Genomic DNA, 14,673 nt, shown 5'->3' with positions numbered 1-14,673 from the left:
CTCAAATTTAGGCTGCCGTCATGCTGAAATACCTTGCCCCGCTTTGCTTAGTACTCTGTCTCGGCGCTACCGCCCATGCTGGCTCAATCGGCGAGACTGCTGGCAAAGACCTGTTTGAACTGACGCTCGATCAACAGTTTCTGCTGCCGTTTCTGGGGCATTTCGCGCTGGTGGCCGGGCTCTATATCTGGCTGACCTGGGAGCGCCAGACGGCCCTGCGCAAGGGCGAGATCAAGCCTGCCGCCTTCGTCAACGCCAATGCCGACCCGGAGCGCTCAAAGCGCGTGGCGCGCAACCTGTCCAATCAGTTTGAACTGCCGGTCTTTGCCCTGTTTGCCGCAGCTATCATCTATCAGTCGGGCCGCATAGAAGCGATCGACATCGCCGCTGCCTGGCTGTTCCTGATCGGGCGGCTCATCCATACGGGTGTGCAGACCCTGACGACGAATGTGCCGCTGCGCGGGCTGGTCTTCCTGATCAACTTTGTCGCCGTGGTCATCCTGATGGGGCGCGTGGCGCAGGGGGTGTTTTTATGAAAGCCGCGCTTATCCTTGCGGGTCTTCTGGCCGCCTCCGGTGCACAGGCGCAAACCGTATCCGGCGAGGACCTGTTTGAGCGCCATTGCGTCAGTTGTCACGAAGTGACGGCGGCCAATGGTCAGGGGCCGTCACTCAAGGGCGTGGTCGGCCGCAAGGTGGCCAGCGTGGCGGGCTTTGCCTATTCCCCGGCCCTCAAGGCCGCCGGCGCGAAGGGCCTGCGCTGGGACGCCGCGCATCTCGACCGGTTCCTCAGCGATCCGTCAAAGCTCTACCCCGGCACCTACATGCCGCAGTCGGTGTCGAAACCCGAAAACCGCGCGGCGATCATTGCGTATTTGAAGACGCCGTAGATTTGATGCGCGGAATTAGACATTCCCCACGTTTTCCTGTATAGGCCCGCACTCGCTTCCCACACCTGTTGCTTATCCAAAGGTTCCCTCCGTGGCCTATACGCTCGACCTGTCCGCCAAACCCGCCGCAAGCGCCAAGGTGAATATCACCGGGCTGACGCGTGATGGCCTGATCGCTGCGTTGAAGGAATCGGGCGTGGTCGAGGAGCGCAAGGCCAAAATGCGCGCCCAGCAGATCTGGCGCTGGGTGCACCATTACGGCTTTACCGATTTCGACAAGATGACCGATATCGGCAAGGATCAGCGCGGGCCGCTGGCCGAAAAATTCACCCTTGCCCGCCCGGAAGTGGTCGAGCGTCAGGTGTCAAAAGACGGCACGCGCAAGTGGCTGATCCGCATGGCGCCGGGTATCGAGGTCGAAACCGTCTATATCCCCGATGTCGGTCGCTCAGGCGCCCTGTGTGTCTCGTCTCAGGTGGGCTGCACGCTGAACTGCTCCTTCTGCCACACGGGGACGCAGCGGCTGGTGCGTAACCTGACCGCCGCCGAAATCGTGGCGCAGGTGCAGGTGGCGCGCGACGACCTGGGCGAATGGCCGTCGCCCAAGGAAGACCGCCGCCTGTCCAATATCGTCTTCATGGGCATGGGCGAGCCGCTGTACAATCTCGACAATGTCGCCGACGCCATCGACATCATTTCGGACAATGAAGGCATCGCCATTTCGCGCCGCCGCATCACGGTCTCGACCTCTGGCGTAGTGCCGGAGCTGGACGCGCTGGGCAAGCGCACGGCGGCCATGCTGGCCATTTCGCTGCACGCCACCCATGATGAACTGCGCGACGTGCTGGTGCCGATCAACAAGAAGTACCCGCTGAAAGACCTGATGGCGGCCATCCGCGCCTATCCGGACCTGTCGAACGCGCGGCGCGTCACCTTTGAATATGTGATGCTGAAGGGCGTCAATGACAGCCCGGCCGAAGCGCGCGAACTAATCAAACTGATCAAGGGCATCCCGGCCAAGATCAACCTGATCCCGTTCAACCCCTGGCCCGGCACCGACTATCAGTGTTCGGAGTGGCGCACCATCGAAGCCTTTGCGGCCATCCTCAACAAGGCCGGCTACGCCTCGCCCATCCGCACGCCGCGCGGTCGCGATATTCTGGCTGCCTGCGGTCAGTTGAAGTCCGAGAGCGAGAAGGTCCGCGCCAGCGCGCTGCGCAAGGCACAGGTCGAAGGTCTGGCCAGTGATGAGAGCGAAACGCCCCAGAATGAAACGGATGGGGTCGAAACGGAACTGCCTTACGGCCATCTGGCCTCCGGCATGTAAGGGCAGGCCGGTGACCTTATAAAAAACGGTCACATTTTTCGGCCTTGATCTTGCAAGACCCCCGATACAATACTGGCCATCCGCACGGGACGGCGGGCGTAATCGGGGCTTTTGATCGGCATGATACCGGATTTCCTCAATCTCGACTTTCTGGTGCCGGACGTGCTGCGTCCGGAGGTTCAGGCCTTCGCCTCCGGTTTTCCGGTCACCCTACTGCACGCCGGGGCGACCCTGCTGATGCTGTTTATCGGGGCCTTCGTCTATTCGATCCTGACGCCCTACAAAGAAATCCAGCAAATCCGTGACGGCAATTCCGCCGCAGCGGTGGCCTATGGCGGCGTGATCATCGGTCTGGCCGTGCCGCTCGCCGCCTCGATGTCGGCCTCGACCTCGGTGCGCGAAATCCTCATCTGGGGCGGGGCGACCGTCATCCTGCAACTGTTTGTCTTCCGTCTGGTGGACTTCCTGCTGGCCGGTCTGCCGCAACGCATTGACGAGGGCGAAGTGTCGGCCGCCGTGCTGCTGGTGGCGGGTAAGCTGGCCGTCGCCCTGATCCTCGCCGCCGCCGTCGCCGGTTAATCTGAAAGGGGTTTTGAGATGGGCCTCATCCCCGACTGGCTGCTCTACGGTTCGGCGGTGGCCCTGATGGTCATCGTGCCCGGTCGTTGGGCCGACAAATCCCTGTCGCCGCCCGCGCCGCCGCCGCCGCCGCCCGGTGAAGCGGCCCTGTTTGCCACCTACTCACCCTTCTCGACCAACGAGATCATCAGCCTGCCGATCATGAACGATATTGATTATCGCGGCACGGCCTTTTCCGTCTCAAAATCCGGTGAGTGGGTGCTGGCCCGCGAAAGCATCCGCAACTGCCGCTACCCCTTCCTCAATCTGGGTGGCAATCTGGGGGTGCGTATCCGCGTGCAGTACAAGCGCAGCCTCGACAACTACGTGCTGGCCGTCACCGAAAGCGGGGCGCGTCCCCTGCCCTTTGCCGATCCCAAAACCATCAAGCCGGGGATGCGCGGCTTCATGCCGGGCTTTCCGCAGGATCAGGTCGGCGAAGCGACCGGCCGTCTGATCGGGGAAACCAAGCTGAAGACCGGCAAGCGCTTCGAAGCCCCTGAAACCGTGCTGGCCTGGGCCGAAGCCGGGCATACGGCCAATCTGACGGGCAGCCTGAACAAGCTGCTGGGCGGCCCCACCCTCGATGCGCAGTCTCAGGTCATCGGCATCACGCTGAAGACCAAGCCGCGCCGCGGGCGTCTCTATTCCTCGACCCCGGCGACGCTGGCGAAAATCGGTAATACGCCGTCGCGCACCTATGATTTCGAGCACGAAGACCTGCTGACGCGGCGCAATTACGGCATCGTGTCCGACACCCTGCGCCGGGAGTATCGCGTGGCGCAGGTCGGCTGTATCCAGAGCTAAGGATTTGACCGCAATATTCGGGACGTGACGCGCACGGCCATCCGTGTAAGTCTGCGCGCATGATCCCCGGTGACCTTGTCCCTCTCGAACGCGCGCATATGACCGCTCTGGCCGAAGCCGATCCGGCGCTGGCCCCGCTGTTTGCCGCCGTGGGCGACCTCAATTTTCGCCACCGGGCCGACGGTTTCGAAGGCCTGCTGCGCCTGATCGTCGAGCAGCAATTGTCGGTCAGGGCCGCCGACGCCATCTGGCAGAAGCTGCGCGGCGGCCTTTCAGAGATGAGCCCGGCCCATCTGCTGACCCTGTCGGATGAGGCCCTGCGCGGCCACGGCCTGTCGCGGCCCAAGGTCAGATATGCCCGCATCCTCGCCGAGGCCGTCCACGCCCGCGCGCTCGACTTTGCGACCGTGCGGGGCCTTGAGGCCGAAGCCGCCATCGACCACCTGACGGCGCTGAAAGGCATAGGGCGCTGGACGGCGGAGGTCTATCTAATGTTCTGCGAAGGCCGTCTCGACATCTTCCCGACTGGCGACATTGCGTTACGCGAGGCCGTCGGCTGGTTAGATGGCCTCGATGCCCGCCCGGACGAGGCCTATTGCCGCGAGCGGGCGCTTCGCTGGGCACCCTACCGCTCGGTGGTGTCGCACGCCCTGTGGGGCTGGTACGGCGCGGTCAAACGCGGCGAGTTGGGCAAGACCCTTACCCCCGGCTTATAACCGACCCATGCTGCGCCATATCGCTCTTACGCAAGGCGGGTCCATGCTCGGCGCTCAATCTATGATGAGACTGGAGCCTAGGCATGGATATCTATAACTATATCAAAAAAGACCATCGCAAGGTTGAGGACCTGATGGAGCAGGTGGTCAATGCCGCCGATGGCGCGACGCGCCTGCGCCTGTTCAATGAGATCAAAAACGAACTGACGATCCACGCCAAAAGCGAGGAAGAAACCTTCTATAAGGCCGTGCTGGACGCCACGCGCTCAAAGGCCGTCGAGCACAAGATGGAACATGCCAATGAGGAGCATGACGAAATCGAGGCCTTCCTGCAGAACGTGTCCGGCCTGTCGGCCGACAGCGATCAGTGGCTGCTGCATTTCGGCGAACTGAAACACGCCGTCATGCACCACGTCGAAGAGGAAGAGGGCGAAATCTTCGAAAAGGCCAAGACCTATCTCAGCGCCGATCAGGCCCGCAAGCTGGCCAAGGAGATGGACGCGCTGAAAAAGGAGATGATGGCGGGGGCGTAAGTCTCCAATAAAAACCACCTCCCCTGACATCAGGGGAGGTGGTTAATGTTTGAGGCGCTTAAAGCCCGGCGCCCTTGACCAGATCGGCCACCACCGATGGATCGGCCAGGGTCGAAATATCGCCGAGGTTCGACACATCGCGTTCGGCGATCTTGCGCAGGATGCGGCGCATGATCTTGCCGGAGCGCGTCTTGGGCAGGCCCGGCGCCCACTGGATGACGTCCGGTGAGGCGATGGGGCCGATTTCGCGACGCACCCAGTTGCGCAGTTCGGTCTTCAGCGCTTCGGTCGGTTCGACGCCCTTGGTCAGGGTGACGTAGCAATAGATGCCCTGCCCCTTGATGTCGTGCGGGAAGCCGACCACGGCGGCTTCGGCGACGCTGTGGTGCGCCACCAGCGCGCTTTCGACCTCGGCCGTGCCCAGACGGTGGCCGGAAACGTTCAGCACGTCATCGACGCGGCCGGTGATCCAGTAATAGCCGTCTTCGTCGCGGCGCGCGCCGTCGCCGGTGAAATACTTGCCGGGATAGGTCGAGAAGTAGGTTTCGATAAAGCGCTGATGGTCGCCAAAGACCGAGCGCATCTGACCCGGCCACGAGTCGCAGATACACAGATTGCCTTCGGTCGCGCCGCTCAGCTCCTTGCCCTCATTATCGACCAGACAGGCCTCAATCCCCGGCAGGGGGTGGGTGGCCGAGCCGGGCTTCAAGGCCGTCGCCCCCGGCACCGGGGTGATCAGGTGGCCACCGGTCTCGGTCTGCCACCAGGTATCGACGATGGGGCAGTTTTCGTTGCCGACCACCCGGTGATACCACAGCCAGGCTTCGGGGTTGATCGGCTCACCCACCGAACCCAGCAGACGCAGCGATTTGCGCGAGGTTTTGAGCACCGGTGCATCGCCTTCACGCATCAGGGCGCGGATGGCCGTCGGCGCGGTGTAGAAGGTCGTCACCTGATGCTTGTCGATCACTTCCCAGAAGCGCGACACGGTGGGGTAGTTGGGCACGCCTTCGAAGATCAGCGAGGTGGCGGCATTGGCCAGCGGCCCATAGACGACGTAGGAATGGCCCGTCACCCAGCCGACATCGGCGGTGCACCAATAGACATCGCCTTCGTGCCAGTCGAAGACGGTTTTGAACGTATAGGCCGCCCAGGCGAGGTAGCCGCCCGTGGTGTGCAGCACGCCTTTCGGTTTACCTGTCGAACCGGACGTATAGAGGATGAACAGAGGGTCTTCGGCATTCATCGGCTCGGCCGGGCAGTCGGCGCTTACGCCCTCCAGTTCCGGATCGACGCACAGGTCGCGTCCGTCATGGCTCAGGGAGCAGCCATTGCCGGTGACGAAGACGTGCTTCACGCCGGGGCATTGCAGCAGGGCTAGGTCGGTATTGGCCTTGAGCGGCACCGACTTGCCCCCGCGACGCCCTTCGATAGTGGTGACCACATATTCCGACTGACAGTCATTGATACGCCCGGCAAGGCTGTCGGGCGAAAAACCGCCGAACACCACCGAATGCACCGCCCCGATACGCGCGCAGGCCAGCATGAAATAGGCCGCCTCCGGCACCATGGGCATGTAGATGGTGACGCGGTCGCCCTTCTTGACGCCATACTTTTTCAAAAGGTTGGCGCGCTTGCCCACCGCCTCGGCCAATTGCCCATAGGTGACTGTGTAGGAGTCGTTCAGCTCATCGCCTTCAAAAATGAAGGCCACCGTATCGGCCTTGTGCGGCAGATGGCGGTCGATGCAGTTGGCCGCGACGTTCAGTTGCCCGTCGTGATACCAGCGGATGCGGAAGTCTTCGCGGTTGAAGGACACGTCCTTGACTTGCGTGAAGGGCTTGATCCAGTCGAGCGCTTCGCCCAGTTGCCGCCAGTGGGCCCACGGATCGGACTTGACCAGATCGCGCTGCGCCTGAAGCGCCGCCGCCGTCACGCTGTTTGCGCGCGGATAGGTCGCCGGCACGGGAAAGAGAGTCGTATTGTTCAGCGTATCAACCGTCATGGCGTCCTCACACATTTTCTTGCTTATCTTGCCGTAGAGATAAGACTGATCCACGGCCCTGTCGAGCCAGCCAACCACAATTTGCGCGGCAGGGAAACTTGGCAATAGGTCGTATATTGGTTATGCAATGTGGATCATTTTGTGACCATAAGAGCATTCGTCGAAGCGACGAATGGCTCTTGTTTTTTATAACGCCTCATGTTTATCCGAAAAGCGGTGGCCATTTTTCGGCATGAGGCTGGAAAGACCCCCATGCACCTCGCCTTTTCCACATGGCCGGAAATCGACGCCCGTCTGAAGACCTCAAAGACGGTGATCATTCCCATCGGTTCCAACGAACAGCACGGCCCGATGGGGCTTTTGGGGACCGACTGGCTGTGCCCGGAAATCATCGCCCATGCGGCGGAAAAGCAAGGTGATATTCTGGTCGCGCCGACCTTCAATATCGGCATGGCCCAGCACCATCTGGGCTTTGCGGGGACCATTTCGCTGCGCCCTTCGACCTTTATGGCGGCCATCGAAGACTGGGTGAAGTCGCTGGGGCGGCATGGGTTTACCCACATCTATTTCCTCAATGGCCACGGCGGCAATGTCGCCTCGATCGAAGCGGCCTTTTCGGAAATCTATAGCCAGTGGTCATGGAAAGGTACGCGCTGTCCCTTCGCGCTGAAACTGTCGAACTGGTGGGATTTGCCGGGCATCTCGCCTCTGTGCGCCCGCCTCTTCCCCAAGGGGCACGGCAGCCACGCCACGCCGTCGGAAATCGCCCTGACCTGGGCCGCTTATCCCGATGCTGTGCGCGACCTGACGATGGACCCGCCGATTGCGCCCACCGGCCCCATCCGCGACGCGCTTGACTACCGCGCGCGCTTCCCTGACGGCCGCATCGGCGCCGACTCGTCGCTGGCCAGCATCGAACTGGGGCGCCAAATCCTTGAGGCGGCGGTTCCGGCCCTGCTGAAAGATATTGCGAAATTCGAGGCGGAGGAACGACCCTAAACCGTCACCACCTCATCGCCGCGGCGTTCGACCGGCCACGGCGTGAGGTGCTCCCCGGCGCAGGGGCCGCCGATGCACAGGCCGCTGTCTTTCAGAAACGACGCACCGTGCCAGCGGCAGATTATCACATCCTGCTCGCGCGTCTGATAATCGCTTTCTTCCTGATCGCCACCCAGCGGCATCCCGTTGTGCGGACAGGCATCGACATAGCCGCGCGGCAAATAGTCGTCGAGGATGACAAACCCCTCAAACCCGTCCTGACGATAGAGGACGGTGCCGGTTACCTGAAGCTCAGCCCAGGTGCAGATAACGGTGCCGGGAGGCGGTCTCACCGTTCGGTCTTCAGCGGACGCGACATCAGATCGCCGATAGCCTTATCGACGCTGGCTTCGCCCGACAGTATGGTCGCCACCATGTTGCAAATGGGCAGATCGACGCCCAGCTTTTCGCCCAGATGCTTGACCGCCGGGGCCGATTCGACCCCTTCGGCGACCGAAATCTTGCCTTCCAGCGCCTGAGCCAGAGTCTGCCCGCCACCGAGGGCCAGACCGACGCTCATATTGCGCGATTGCGGCGACGAGCACGACAGGACCAGATCACCCATACCGCACAGACCGCTCAGCGTCTCGGCCTTTGCGCCCAGTGCTACGGCCAGCCGCGTCATTTCGGCAAAACCGCGCGTAATCAGGGCGGCGTGCGCCGAACGCCCCAGCCCCTTACCTTCGGAAATGCCGCAGGCAATGGCCAGCACGTTTTTCAGCGCCCCGCCCGCCTCAGCGCCGATCATGTCGTCGATCAGATAGGGGCGGAAGGTCTGCGTCGCCAAAGTCGTTGAAATCTGCGCCCCCAGCTCGGCATCCTTGCAGGCCAGCGTCACCGCGGTGGGCAAGCCGCGCGCCACTTCGGCGGCGAAGGACGGCCCGGACAGGACGGCGGCACGCGCCTGCGGCAGGGTGGCTGCCAGCACCTCATTCATCAGGCAGTCCGTGCCGCGCTCAACCCCCTTGGCGCACAGGACGATGGGCAGGCCGTCGCGCACATGCGGCGCAAAGGCTTTCAGCGAGGCGCGCATATGCTGCGCCGGCGGCACGGCCAGAATCAGATCGCAGTCGCCCAGATCGGCCAGATCGGCGGTCGCCTTCACCTGCGGCAGCAGCTCCCGGCCCGGCAGATAGAGGTGATTGAGGTGCTGAGCATTGATCGACTCGGCGACTTCCGGCTCACGGCACTGGATCAACACCTCGCGCCCGGCCCGCGCGGCGACCTGCGCAAGCGCCGTACCCCATGCCCCTGCCCCGATGATTCCAACCTTGTCAAAGGCTTTGGCGTGCACGAATTGGGTCAAGCCTTGGCTCCCTTGCGTCCCGAAAACTTATGTATGGGTGCACTGAGCGCACGGCGCTCGTCAAGGGGCCAGCGTGGCCGCGCCAGCGCCGACAGCCCGTCGTGCACCTGTTTGTCCCCATCATAATCGGCCGCCGCCCGCATCAGCGCAAAGCGTTCCAGCCCGGCCAGCGCGATCATGGCCGCATTGTCGGTGCAGTAGGCCAGAGGCGGGGCGACAAATTCAAACCCCTCCTTTTGCGCCAGTGCCGACAGCTCAGACCGCACGGTTTTGTTGGCCGCCACGCCGCCCGCGACAACAAAGGCCGGGCTATCCCCCCCATGTTCGGCCTTGAAGGCGCGCATGGCGCGGGCGGAGCGTTCGACCAGTTGCCGCGCAATCGCCGCCTGCACCGAAGCGCACAGATCGGCGCGATCCTGCGGCGTCTTCACCTGTTCCATGGCGATCTTCGCGGCGGCGGTTTTCAGGCCCGAATAGGAAAAATCGCAGTCCTTGCGCCCCAAAAGCGCGCGCGGCAGGGTAAAGCGCGCGGCATCGCCCTTCGCCGCCTCGGCCTCCAGCGCCGGGCCGCCGGGATAGCCCAGCCCCAGAGTCTTGGCGATCTTGTCGAAGGCCTCGCCCGCCGCATCGTCGATCGTGGTCCCCAGACGCTCATAATCGCCGACGCCGCGCACGTGCAGCAACTGACAATGGCCACCGGAAACCAGCAGCAGTAGGAAGGGAAACGGCACATCGTGGGTCAGGCGCACGGACAGGGCATGGCCTTCGAGGTGATTGACCCCGATCAGCGGCAAACCGCGCGACAGCGCAAAGCCCTTGGCGAAGCTTAAGCCCACCATCACCCCGCCGATCAGGCCCGGCCCAGCCGTGGCCGCCACCGCGTCGATTGCGTCCACCCCGACGCCTTTTTCGGCGGCCTGCGACAGCGCCAGCCGCGCCAGATCGTCTATGGTTTCGACGTGGCTGCGCGCGGCGATTTCGGGCACGACTCCGCCATAGACGGCGTGCTTGACCACCTGAGAGTGGATGACCGAAGACAGGACTTCGACCGCGCCGTCATCGCCCCGCCGCACCACGGCGACGGCGGTTTCGTCACAGCTCGATTCGACACCCAGAACGCAAAGAGACATTACATATCCTTATCTCTCGCTGCCTTGCGGAGAGAGGGGTTACCTGAAAAGGCCAAATGGCCGCAGGTCAAGGGGCTTGCAAGCCGCAGGGCGAAATTTTAGGGAAGAGACATAGCAACCCGAAGGCTAAGTTATGACCCCACTTCTGAAAATCGGTACGCGCGGTTCGCGGCTGGCCACCACCCAATGCGGCTGGGTTCAGCGTCAGATCGTCACCGCGCTGGGTCACGACCCGGCCCGGTCTCATGAGGTTGCGCCGCTGGTCATCATCACCACGCAGGGCGACCGCATTCAGGACCGCCGCCTGATCGAAGCCGGCGGCAAGCAGTTGTTCACCAAGGAGATCGAGGACGCGCTTCTGAATGGCGACGTCGATGTCGCCGTCCATTCGCTGAAAGACATGCCTGCCGAAGATATTCCCGGTCTTAGCCTGTGCGCCTTTCCGGTGCGCGAGGACCCGCGCGACGCCTTTGTGTCGATCAACTACCGCAGTCTCGAAGACCTGCCGCAAGGCGCAAAGCTCGGCACCGCCTCGCTGCGGCGTCAGGCGCAGGCCCTGGCCGTGCGGCCGGACCTTGAGGTCGTCATGCTGCGCGGCAATGTCGATACGCGCCTGTCGAAGCTGGAGGCCGGGCATTGCGACGCCATCCTGCTGGCGGCGGCGGGCCTGAAACGCATGGGGCTTGAGGCGCATATCAAGTCCTATATCGACCCCGACCTGTTCCCCTGTGCCCCCGGCCAAGGCGCGCTGGCCGTGCAATGCCGCACCGCCGACCTCGATCAGGCGTGGATCAAGCGGCTGCACCACGTCGAAACGCATTTGCAAATTTCGGCCGAACGCGGCGCGCTGGTGGCGCTCGAAGCCTCGTGCCGCACGGCTGTCGGGGCCTATGCGAAGATCGAAGGCGACGCGCTCACCCTGTTTGTTGAGGCCCTGACCGCCGATGGCCGCACGCGCTGGCAAAGGCGCGAAACGATCAGCGCGCCTACGGTCGAATCGGCGCACGCTCTGGGCCTGCGTCTGGGGCAATCCATCCGTGATGAGGCCGGCGACCGGCTGAACCAGTATAAGGCGCAGGCGTGAACCCGCCCCTGATCTGGGTAACGCGAACGGAGCCACAGGCCAGCGTCACGGCGCAGGCGCTGCGGGCGCGCGGTTTTGAGGTGATCAATGACCCGCTGCTTGAGGTCGAACCCTTAAGCCCCGACATCGACGTGGCGCGTTTCGCCCATATCTTTGCCACCTCGATCAATGGCCTTAAAGCCTTTACGCGCCAGTACGCGACGCGGCATCAGACGGTGTGGGCCGTCGGCGACGCCACCGCCCGCGAAGCGCGTGAGGCCGGCTTCCATACCGTGCATAGCGCCCGTGGCGATGTCGAAGACCTGATCCGCCTGCTGAAAGCTGAGGCCCCGCAAGGCCCCCTCCTCTACCCGCAGCCCGAAACCCCGGCGCGCGACCTGACTGCGGCCCTGTCAGGGTTCAACCTGCACCCGGTCCTCTTCTATCGCACCGTGGTGCGCGACGCCCCCGACGCCAGAGCGCAGATGGCGGCGATCACCCATATCCTGCTCTATTCACCGCGCGGGGCGCAGGCCTGCGCCCCCTATCTGAGCGGTGTCACAGCGCGCGTCCTCTGCATCTCGGAGGCCACCGCCCAACGCTTGCGCGAACACCTCAATTTCACTGGAAATTTACCCTCTGCGGGCCTAAACATAGAGGTAGCGGCCTCTCCGGATGAAGAGGCCCTGTTCGCCAGGCTCTAAAACCCCACGGACCGCCATGACCGACGACTTCGCCCCGAACCCGATCCCCGCTGCGGCGGAGCCGGAAAAGACCCGTTGGGGGCGCGGCCCGCTGATCATCGCCTTTGCCTTTCCCATCGTCTTCGTGCTGCTGGCGCTGGGGGTGCTGGGGTTTGCGGTCTATAAGGAGCACCTGAGCGCCCCGCAAAAGACCGTGGCCGACTATCTCGACCCCGCGGCGGTGGCCAAGGACAGCGAAAAAGACTCCGAAATCGCACGTCTGACCGCCGAACTGAACGCCCTTCGCGTGCGTCAGGCGCAGGCATCTGTCGAAACGCCGCAAACGCCCACCTATGCCGACCCGACGGCGCTCAACCGCCTGTCTGAGCGCCTTGATCGCCTTGAGGCCAATCAACGCCTGTTGATTCAGGCCGCCGCTGCGGCCACTTCCGCGTCGGGCCTGCAACAGGCGGCGAAGGGCTCTCAGCCGTTTCTCTCCGAACTGGCCGACGTCGAAAAGAGCCTGACCGACACGGTGATGGTCGCGCCGCTGCGGCCTCTGGCGCAAAAGGGCGTGCCCAGCGAAATCGCGCTGGCGCTCAGCTTCCCGGCCTACGCCGCCAAGGCCCGCACCGCCGCCAGCGCCAAAACGGACGACAGCTTCCTGACGCGCCTGACCAATGCCCTCAGCGGCCTGATCAGCATACGCCGCATCGACGGCGCGGCGCGCGGCCCGGATGCCCTGCTGCTTCAGGCGCAGGGCCGTCTGGATCAGGGCGATCTTAACGGTGCGCTGACGGTCCTCTCCACCCTGCCCCCGGCCTCGCAAGCCGCGCTCAAGCCGTGGATGACCGATGCGCGCAACCGCGTGCTGGTCGATACCACCACCCGCCGCATCACGGTCGAGGCCTTGAGCCGCCTCAGTCAGGCCAATTACAGCACGGCCAATGGCGCCGACGCCACGGCGGGCAGCGGGGCCGCCGTCGCGCCTCAGCCGGAGACTGGCCTGTGATCCGCACGCTTCTGATTTTCCTTAGCATCATGGCCCTGATCGCCGTGGCCTTTGCCGCCGCCGGTGACCCCGGCACGGCCACCCTGATCTGGCTTGGCTACCGCATCGACACCCCGGCGGCCGCTGCCGTTATCGTCATCGGCCTGCTGGCCTTTGCGGCTGTGTGCTTCTGGAACCTCGTCCTGTGGATGTCGCGCGCCCCGCAGCGCGCCGAACGTCAGCGTGCCGCCGCCCGTCGCCGTCAGGGTGAAGAGACCCTCACGCGCGGCTTTATCGCTGTTGTCTCCGGCGATGGGGCCGAAGCCCGCCGTCAGGCGATCAAGGCCGTAGATGTGCACGACAATGTGGCATTGGTGCGCATCCTCAATGCGCTGGCGGCTGAAACCGCCCATGACCCGGTCGCCACGCGCGCCGCCTGGACGGCCATGCTCAGCGTGCCGGAACTGAAACTCGCCGGCCTGCGCGGCCTGATGACGCTCGCCATTTCCGAAGGCGACCGCGCCGAGGCCATTCGTCTGGCCGGCGAAGGCTATAACCAGCCCAAACCCGCCATGTGGGCCTTCAAGACCCTGTTCGAAGCGCGCTCGACCGCCGGCGAATGGGCCGAAGCGCTCGATCTGGTCGAAGGGGCGCTGAATCGCAAGCTGGTCTCGCCGCTGTTTGCCGAACGGGCGCGCGCCGCCCTGATGGCCGCCTCGGCCGCGCATCTGGAAACCGCGCCTGAGGCGCAAATCCGCGAACAGGCGCTCGATTACGCCGTGCGCGCCGCCAAGCTTCAGCCCATGTTCGCGCCCGGTGCCGTCATTGCCGCGCGTCTGCTGAGCGCGCATAACAAGCTGGGCCGCGCCGAAGACGTGCTGGAAGCCGCCTATGCCGCTCAGCCGCACCCGGCCATCTGGCTGGCCTACCGCGACCTGGTGAACGATGAGACGCCGAAGGACCGCGCCCGCCGCCTGCAAGGGCTGATCGACCGCAACCCGCAGCACCGCGAAAGCCGCGTGCTGGAGGTCGAACGCGCGGTCTTAAGCGGCGTGCGCGCCGATATCGACCGCGCCACGGCGGCGCTTGAGGACGAACTGACCGAGGAGCGCCTGACGCGCCGCCTGTGCGGCCTGATGGCCAAGGCGGCTCTGGCCGTGCAGGACGTGGACGGGGCGCGCGGCTGGGTCGCCAAGGCCTCGCTGGCCAAGGCCGAGCCCGACTGGTCCGACCTTGACCCAGAGGGCAAGGCCTTTGCCTATACGCCGTCCGATTGGACGACGCTGGTCCTGACCTATGCCGAAACGGGGACTTTGGCGCACCCGCGCCATGAACGCGCCGAAAAGGGCTTGCCCGACGTGCCCGACATGCCGACGCGCTACGTGCCCTCCATGCCCTTCGTCAAGGCGGCGCAGAAAAAGTCAGGCCCCGCCCCCCTGCCCGACAATCTGGCCCTCAGCCCGGACGGATACGACGCGGCCATTGCCGGACACGACCTCGATGAGGCCGAAGTCGCCCCGCCCGCCCCCAAACCCCGCGCCCGCAAGACAAAACCCACAAAATAATT

16 protein-coding genes are annotated in these 14,673 nt (G+C 64.1%); 12 read left to right on the top strand and 4 right to left on the bottom strand.

The features are described from left to right. Nucleotides 1-20 precede the first annotated feature (20 nt). The 7 genes from ACK8OE_RS07625 (at nt 21) to ACK8OE_RS07595 (ending at nt 4,890) form a co-directional block, all read left to right on the top strand. A complete protein-coding gene (locus ACK8OE_RS07625) occupies nt 21-536 on the top strand; it encodes an MAPEG family protein (RefSeq protein WP_410272066.1) in 516 nt (171 codons plus the stop codon). Then, nucleotides 533-889, top strand: a complete 357-nt coding sequence (locus ACK8OE_RS07620) for a c-type cytochrome (protein WP_410272065.1) — start codon at nt 533-535, stop codon at nt 887-889. Before ACK8OE_RS07625 ends, ACK8OE_RS07620 begins: the two co-directional genes overlap by 4 nt. Before the next feature lie 91 nt (nt 890-980). After that, complete coding sequence (gene rlmN, locus ACK8OE_RS07615) at nt 981-2,216, top strand: 23S rRNA (adenine(2503)-C(2))-methyltransferase RlmN (protein WP_410272064.1); 1,236 nt, start codon at nt 981-983, stop codon at nt 2,214-2,216. 120 nt (nt 2,217-2,336) lie between these two features. Then, on the top strand, nt 2,337-2,795 hold the full coding sequence (locus tag ACK8OE_RS07610; RefSeq protein ID WP_410272063.1) for a DUF350 domain-containing protein: 459 nt from the start codon (nt 2,337-2,339) through the stop codon (nt 2,793-2,795). Nucleotides 2,796-2,813: 18 nt separating this feature from the next. Further along, nucleotides 2,814-3,641 (top strand): peptidase, encoded by an 828-nt coding sequence (locus tag ACK8OE_RS07605; protein WP_410272062.1) that lies wholly within the window; start codon nt 2,814-2,816, stop codon nt 3,639-3,641. Between the two features lie 59 nt (nt 3,642-3,700). Next, complete coding sequence (locus ACK8OE_RS07600; protein ID WP_410272061.1) at nt 3,701-4,357, top strand: DNA-3-methyladenine glycosylase family protein; 657 nt, start codon at nt 3,701-3,703, stop codon at nt 4,355-4,357. Nucleotides 4,358-4,440: 83 nt separating this feature from the next. Next, nucleotides 4,441-4,890, top strand: a complete 450-nt coding sequence (locus tag ACK8OE_RS07595) for a hemerythrin domain-containing protein (protein WP_410272060.1) — start codon at nt 4,441-4,443, stop codon at nt 4,888-4,890. Between the two features lie 58 nt (nt 4,891-4,948). Here the strand turns inward: ACK8OE_RS07595 and acs are convergent, their stop codons facing one another. After that, entirely contained in the window at nt 4,949-6,895 is a 1,947-nt protein-coding gene (gene acs, locus ACK8OE_RS07590; RefSeq protein ID WP_410272059.1) for an acetate--CoA ligase, read from the bottom strand. 252 nt (nt 6,896-7,147) lie between these two features. On the opposite strand from acs, the gene ACK8OE_RS07585 reads away from it, so the two are divergent. Continuing rightward, a complete protein-coding gene (locus tag ACK8OE_RS07585) occupies nt 7,148-7,894 on the top strand; it encodes a creatininase family protein (RefSeq protein ID WP_410272058.1) in 747 nt (248 codons plus the stop codon). Here ACK8OE_RS07585 and ACK8OE_RS07580 read toward each other — a convergent pair. From ACK8OE_RS07580 to tsaD, 3 genes are read right to left on the bottom strand one after another with little or no spacing between them, the layout of a single operon-like run. Then, the gene (locus tag ACK8OE_RS07580) at nt 7,891-8,226 is read right to left on the bottom strand and encodes a Rieske (2Fe-2S) protein (protein WP_290796051.1); all 336 of its coding nucleotides are present in this window, start codon (nt 8,224-8,226) and stop codon (nt 7,891-7,893) included. The two genes, ACK8OE_RS07585 and ACK8OE_RS07580, sit on opposite strands and share 4 nt — an antisense overlap. Beyond that, a complete protein-coding gene (locus ACK8OE_RS07575) occupies nt 8,223-9,239 on the bottom strand; it encodes an NAD(P)H-dependent glycerol-3-phosphate dehydrogenase (RefSeq protein ID WP_272740725.1) in 1,017 nt (338 codons plus the stop codon). The genes ACK8OE_RS07580 and ACK8OE_RS07575 overlap by 4 nt, the downstream gene beginning before the upstream one ends. Further along, nucleotides 9,236-10,369 carry a tRNA (adenosine(37)-N6)-threonylcarbamoyltransferase complex transferase subunit TsaD gene (gene tsaD, locus ACK8OE_RS07570; RefSeq protein ID WP_410272057.1) on the bottom strand — a complete coding sequence of 378 codons (1,134 nt, stop codon included), beginning with the start codon at nt 10,367-10,369 and terminating at the stop codon, nt 9,236-9,238. The genes ACK8OE_RS07575 and tsaD overlap by 4 nt, the downstream gene beginning before the upstream one ends. A gap of 133 nt (nt 10,370-10,502) precedes the next feature. Here tsaD and hemC point away from each other — a divergent pair, with 133 nt between their 5' ends. Genes hemC through ACK8OE_RS07550 form a run of 4 tightly spaced genes read left to right on the top strand, consistent with a single transcriptional unit; the run spans nt 10,503 to nt 14,671 of the window. Beyond that, nucleotides 10,503-11,453 (top strand): hydroxymethylbilane synthase, encoded by a 951-nt coding sequence (hemC, locus tag ACK8OE_RS07565; protein ID WP_410272056.1) that lies wholly within the window; start codon nt 10,503-10,505, stop codon nt 11,451-11,453. Then, nucleotides 11,450-12,136, top strand: a complete 687-nt coding sequence (locus ACK8OE_RS07560; protein WP_410272055.1) for a uroporphyrinogen-III synthase — start codon at nt 11,450-11,452, stop codon at nt 12,134-12,136. Before hemC ends, ACK8OE_RS07560 begins: the two co-directional genes overlap by 4 nt. A gap of 16 nt (nt 12,137-12,152) precedes the next feature. Beyond that, complete coding sequence (locus ACK8OE_RS07555) at nt 12,153-13,127, top strand: COG4223 family protein (protein ID WP_410272054.1); 975 nt, start codon at nt 12,153-12,155, stop codon at nt 13,125-13,127. Then, nucleotides 13,124-14,671 carry a heme biosynthesis protein HemY gene (locus tag ACK8OE_RS07550; RefSeq protein WP_410272053.1) on the top strand — a complete coding sequence of 516 codons (1,548 nt, stop codon included), beginning with the start codon at nt 13,124-13,126 and terminating at the stop codon, nt 14,669-14,671. The genes ACK8OE_RS07555 and ACK8OE_RS07550 overlap by 4 nt, the downstream gene beginning before the upstream one ends. Nucleotides 14,672-14,673 lie beyond the last annotated feature (2 nt).

Origin of the sequence: Asticcacaulis sp. W401b, assembly GCF_046503825.1 — a bacterium.
Taxonomy (GTDB): Bacteria; Pseudomonadota; Alphaproteobacteria; order Caulobacterales; family Caulobacteraceae; genus Asticcacaulis.
Note: the sequence above shows the minus strand (reverse complement) of the source record. Positions and strands in the feature narration are given on the sequence as shown.

Bases quoted from the DNA above. Each gene is read 5' to 3' on its own strand.
- ACK8OE_RS07610 (WP_410272063.1), top strand. From the start codon at position 2,337: ATGATACCGGATTTCCTCAATCTCGACTTTCTGGTGCCGGACGTGCTG.
- tsaD (WP_410272057.1), bottom strand. From the start codon at position 10,369: ATGTCTCTTTGCGTTCTGGGTGTCGAATCGAGCTGTGACGAAACCGCC.
- ACK8OE_RS07555 (WP_410272054.1), top strand. From the start codon at position 12,153: ATGACCGACGACTTCGCCCCGAACCCGATCCCCGCTGCGGCGGAGCCG.
- acs (WP_410272059.1), bottom strand. From the start codon at position 6,895: ATGACGGTTGATACGCTGAACAATACGACTCTCTTTCCCGTGCCGGCG.
- hemC (WP_410272056.1), top strand. From the start codon at position 10,503: ATGACCCCACTTCTGAAAATCGGTACGCGCGGTTCGCGGCTGGCCACC.
- ACK8OE_RS07585 (WP_410272058.1), top strand. From the start codon at position 7,148: ATGCACCTCGCCTTTTCCACATGGCCGGAAATCGACGCCCGTCTGAAG.
- ACK8OE_RS07595 (WP_410272060.1), top strand. From the start codon at position 4,441: ATGGATATCTATAACTATATCAAAAAAGACCATCGCAAGGTTGAGGAC.
- ACK8OE_RS07625 (WP_410272066.1), top strand. From the start codon at position 21: ATGCTGAAATACCTTGCCCCGCTTTGCTTAGTACTCTGTCTCGGCGCT.
- ACK8OE_RS07620 (WP_410272065.1), top strand. From the start codon at position 533: ATGAAAGCCGCGCTTATCCTTGCGGGTCTTCTGGCCGCCTCCGGTGCA.
- ACK8OE_RS07605 (WP_410272062.1), top strand. From the start codon at position 2,814: ATGGGCCTCATCCCCGACTGGCTGCTCTACGGTTCGGCGGTGGCCCTG.
- ACK8OE_RS07600 (WP_410272061.1), top strand. From the start codon at position 3,701: ATGATCCCCGGTGACCTTGTCCCTCTCGAACGCGCGCATATGACCGCT.